4 protein-coding genes and 1 pseudogene are annotated in these 4,443 nt (G+C 63.6%); 1 reads left to right on the forward strand and 4 read right to left on the reverse strand.

Annotated features, from left to right (window positions below):
- The 4 genes and pseudogenes from ABYB95_RS17650 to ABYB95_RS17665 all read right to left on the reverse strand — a co-directional run.
- Window positions 1–438 (reverse strand): annotated as a pseudogene (locus tag ABYB95_RS17650) (type IV pili twitching motility protein PilT); the annotation flags it as partial.
- A gap of 136 nt (window positions 439–574) precedes the next feature.
- On the reverse strand, window positions 575–1,399 hold the full coding sequence (gene dapD, locus ABYB95_RS17655) for a 2,3,4,5-tetrahydropyridine-2,6-dicarboxylate N-succinyltransferase (RefSeq protein WP_372659887.1): 825 nt from the start codon (window positions 1,397–1,399) through the stop codon (window positions 575–577).
- A gap of 47 nt (window positions 1,400–1,446) precedes the next feature.
- Window positions 1,447–2,670: a succinyldiaminopimelate transaminase gene (dapC, locus tag ABYB95_RS17660; protein ID WP_372659889.1), complete on the reverse strand. Its 1,224-nt coding sequence runs from the start codon at window positions 2,668–2,670 to the stop codon at window positions 1,447–1,449.
- Between the two features lie 79 nt (window positions 2,671–2,749).
- Window positions 2,750–3,508 carry an MHYT domain-containing protein gene (locus ABYB95_RS17665; protein ID WP_372659891.1) on the reverse strand — a complete coding sequence of 253 codons (759 nt, stop codon included), beginning with the start codon at window positions 3,506–3,508 and terminating at the stop codon, window positions 2,750–2,752.
- 264 nt (window positions 3,509–3,772) lie between these two features.
- Between ABYB95_RS17665 and ABYB95_RS17670 the strand changes: the two genes are divergently transcribed.
- A partial coding sequence (locus ABYB95_RS17670; RefSeq protein ID WP_372659893.1) for a chromosome segregation SMC family protein occupies window positions 3,773–4,443 on the forward strand: 671 nt, incomplete at its 3' end.

Here is a 4,443-nt window from a genome sequence, read left to right on the forward strand (position 1 = left end):
CATGGCCGCCAGGGTGGTGGTCTTGCCCGCACCGGTGGCGCCGACCATCAGCACCAGGCCCCGTTTCTCCATCACCAGGCTGGAGAGGATGGGCGGCAGGTTCAGACTGTCCAGCGCCGGCACATCGCTCGGGATGTAACGGATCACCACCGAATAATTGCCGCGTTGCCGGAACGCGCTGATGCGAAAGTTGCCCACGCCGTCCAGCGCCGCCGAGGTATTGAGCTCGCCGCTTTCCAGCAGTTCTTCGATGCGGGTGGGCGGCACGACCTCGGACAGCAGGTTGCGCGGCGCGTCGGGCGGCAGCACCTGGCTGTTGATCGGCAATGTCTGGCCATTGATCTTGATCATGGCCGGTGCGTGCGCCGAGAGGTACACGTCCGAGGCCTTTTTTTCCGCCATCAGGCGCAGGATGCGCTCCATCGTTCCGCTGCTCATGCCATGTCCTTATAAAGAAGGAAAACAGATTCGTGATCGGCGACTGTGCCTTGGGTCCGGAACACCACAGAACCGGCTTCGCCGGGCTGCAGGTGTTGTCCCCCTTGGGGGGAAGACGCGAAGCGGCGCAGGGGGGTCAATCTCTCAGCAGCTCGTTGAGGCTGGTCTTGGAGCGGGTCTGTGCATCGACCCGCTTGACGATGATGGCTGCGTACAAGCTGTACTTGCCACCGTCCTTGGGCAGGCTGCCGCTGATGACGACCGAGCCCGATGGCACGCGGCCATAGCTCACGGTGCCGGTGGCACGGTCGTAAATCGGCGTGCTCTGGCCGATGTAGACGCCCATGGAGATGACCGAGTTCTCTTCGATCACCACGCCTTCGACGACTTCGGAACGCGCGCCGATGAAGCAGTTGTCTTCGATGATGGTGGGGCCGGCCTGCAGAGGTTCGAGCACTCCGCCAATGCCCACGCCGCCCGAGAGGTGCACGTTCTTGCCGATTTGCGCGCAGGAGCCGACCGTGGCCCAGGTGTCGACCATGGTGCCTTCATCCACATAGGCGCCGATGTTCACGTAGCTGGGCATGAGCACCGCGCCTTTGGCGATGAAACTGCCACGGCGCGCCACGGCTGGCGGCACCACGCGCACGCCGGTGGCCTTCATTTCGGCCTCGCTCAAGTGTGCGAATTTGGTCGGCACTTTGTCGTAGAAGGCCAGTTCGCCGCTGCGCATGATGGCGTTGTCCTTCAGGCGGAACGACAACAGCACGGCCTTTTTGATCCACTGGTGCACCGTCCACTGGCCCACGCTTTCGCGGGTGGCCACACGCAGCTTGCCGGTGTTGAGTTCGCTGATCACGTGCTCCACGGCGTCCAGCACCTCTTGCGGGGCGCTGGAGGGCGAGAGTTCGGCGCGGTTGTCCCAGGCGGTGTCGATCAGGGTTTGCAGCTGTTGTGTCATGGGCAATTCGTTTGAAAAATTCGAAGAGTGGAAAAGCGGCCACCGCGTCAGCGGTTGGCTGCGAGAAATTCGGCGATGCGCCGCGCCGCCTCCTGGCATTCGGCGGGTTCGGCCACCAAGGCCATGCGGATGCGACCGTTGCCGGGGTTGTGCCCCTGGAACTCGCGGGCGAGGTAACTCCCGGGCAATACCGTCACATTGTATTGAGCCAGCAATTCCTGTGCGAAACAGGCGTCGGCGCTCAGGCCTGGCAAGCGCCCTTCAAAGTGGGCCGGAACGCCCGCCCACAGGTAAAACGCGGCGTCTGGCAGGGCCACATCGAGCACCGCGCTCAGCACCGGCGTGACCTGGGCGAATTTTTCCCGGTATTGGCGCCGGTTGTCTTGCACATGGGCTTCGTCGCGCCAGGCGCAGGCGCTGGCGACCTGCACCGCCGGACTCATGGCGCCGCCGTGGTAGGTGCGGTAAAGCGCAAAGGACTTGATCAAGGCCGCGTCGCCAGCCACGAAACCACTGCGCAGACCGGGCACATTGCTGCGTTTGGACAGGCTGGTGAACATCATCAGGCGGCGAAAATCGGCGCGCCCCAGCTTCACGGCGGCTTCGAGGCCGCCCAGCGGCGCTTCGTCTCGGAAATAGATCTCGCTGTAGCACTCGTCGGAGGCGATCACAAAGCCGTGCCGATCGCTCAAGGCAAACAGCTTGGCCCATTCGTCCAGGGGCATGACGGCCCCGGTGGGGTTGCCGGGGGAACACACGAACAGCAACTGCGTACGCGCCCAGATGGCCTCGGGCACGCTGTCCCAATCCACCGCAAAATTGCGCGCAGGGTCGCTGGCCACGTAATACGGTTCTGCGCCGCCCAACAGGGCCGCTCCCTCGTAGATTTGGTAGAACGGGTTGGGAAACACCACCGTGGCGCCGGGGCGTGTCGGGTCGATCACGGTTTGTGCAAACGCAAACAGCGCTTCGCGCGAGCCGTTCACCGGCAACACCTGGGTGTTGGGGTTCAATGCCACGCTGTAGCGTTGCTGCAACCATTCGCTGCAAGCCAGGCGCAAATCGGGCGTGCCGGCGGTGGCCGGGTACGAAGTGAGACCGGTGTCCAGCGCGGCAGCCAGGGCACGCTTGAGGAAGTCGGGCGTGGCGTGGCGCGGCTCGCCAATGCCCAGGCTGATAGGGCTGTACGCGGAGTTGGGCGTCACGCCCGCAAACAGCTGGCGCAAACGTTCAAACGGGTATGGCTGCAACAGGGCGAGTTTGGGGTTCATCCCTGCGATTATCGGTTTGCCACCAATGCCGCCCCGAGCGGGTGTTGGCACTGGCCCACACCCGTTCGCCTGGGTTGGATCAGCCGCGCTGCGGCTGGACCTTGCTCGCGGCGTACTGGTAGAACTGGTCCAGCGAGATCAGCGCGATCATCAGCACGGTGGTCACGATCACCAACGACGGCAGGCGGAATCCGCTGATGTAGCCCAGGCCTTGTGGGATGGCATTGCGGCTTTCGGTGGTGCAGATGAATTCGGCGGCGGCCATGCCGGTGTAGTGCATGGCACACACCGCCACGCCCATGACCAAGGCGGCCAGCAGGCGCTTGGCCATGCTGTTGCTGTTGAACGCCAGCCAGAGTGCGGCGGTGGCGGCCACGACGGCGATCAACATGGACAGCGCGACGATGCCGTAGTCCCAGAGGATGTAGCCGTAGATCTTGAGACCGAACATGCCCAGGTAATGCATCACCACCACGCTCATGCCGAGCAAAAATCCGGCGGCGAGCAAGCGGGGAAGCTTTTCTGGCGCCTGGGCGGCAAAACCGATGGCCAGCGAGGTGGCGACAACGGCAGCTACAAGAGAAACCAGGGTTTCACCCATGGCGTAGCTGCTGGCGACGTCCATATTGAGCGCCAGCATGCCGATGAAGTGCATGGACCAGACGCCGACGCCACCAAGCGCCAGACCTGCAGACACGATGTTGCCGCGGCTCAACTGGCCGTCGACACGCTTGACGCGGCTTGCGGCCGTGAGCGCGACAAAGGAACCAACGACGGCGAAGGCGAACGACAGGGCGACGAGGAGCGGGTCGTAGGACGTGGTGACAACTGGGTTCATGGACTTTCTTTCCGGAAATGTGCTGCCTTGCGGCTACTTGTGGATGGTCAAGCGCCGAAAGTTGTTACTAAAGGTAGTATTTTGCGGTGATTTTCGGGTGCAACCGGCCCGCAGCTGGCTGAGCGGTCCAGTGAATAGCCCGAACGGCACGGTGGCGGTGGCGTTGCCGCCGCTCGTCGGGCGCCGAAACCGCTGCAAGGTATCATTCCGCAGTCGCCGGCCTAGGGCAGGCGTTTCCATTTCAGACAGTCAGCGGGAAGCGGCGTGCGACTCAATTCGATCAAGTTATCCGGCTTCAAATCCTTCGCCGAACCCACGAACTTCCTGTTGCCGGGGCAACTGGTGGGCGTTGTGGGGCCCAACGGCTGCGGCAAGTCCAACATCATGGATGCGGTGCGCTGGGTGCTGGGCGAGTCCAAGGCGTCCGAGCTGCGCGGCGAGTCCATGCAGGACGTGATCTTCAACGGCACCAACACACGCAAGCCCGCCAGCCGCGCCAGCGTGGAGCTGGTGTTCGACAACAGCGACCACCGCGCCGGTGGTCAGTGGGGCCAGTTCCTGGAGATCGCTGTCAAGCGCGTGCTCACGCGCGACGGCACCAGCAGCTACTACATCAACAACCAGCCGGTGCGCCGCCGCGATGTGCAGGACGTGTTCCTGGGTACCGGCCTGGGCCCGCGCGCCTACGCCATCATCGGCCAGGGCACGATCAGCCGCATCATCGAGTCCAAGCCCGAAGAGCTGCGTTTGTTTCTGGAAGAGGCCGCTGGCGTCTCCAAATACAAGGAACGGCGCCGCGAGACCGCGCACCGCCTGGCCGACACGCGCGAGAACCTGACGCGGGTGGAAGACATCTTGCGCGAACTCAACGCCAACCTGGAAAAGCTGGAAAAACAGGCCGAGGTGGCTGCGCGCTACAACAGCTTGCAGGCTGG

Source organism: Hydrogenophaga sp. (assembly GCF_041633695.1).
GTDB lineage: Bacteria > Pseudomonadota > Gammaproteobacteria > Burkholderiales > Burkholderiaceae_C > Hydrogenophaga.

Excerpts from the sequence above, each read along its gene's own strand:
- ABYB95_RS17665 (WP_372659891.1), bottom strand. The coding sequence starts at position 3,508 with ATGAACCCAGTTGTCACCACGTCCTACGACCCGCTCCTCGTCGCCCTG.
- dapC (WP_372659889.1), bottom strand. The coding sequence starts at position 2,670 with ATGAACCCCAAACTCGCCCTGTTGCAGCCATACCCGTTTGAACGTTTG.
- dapD (WP_372659887.1), bottom strand. The coding sequence starts at position 1,399 with ATGACACAACAGCTGCAAACCCTGATCGACACCGCCTGGGACAACCGC.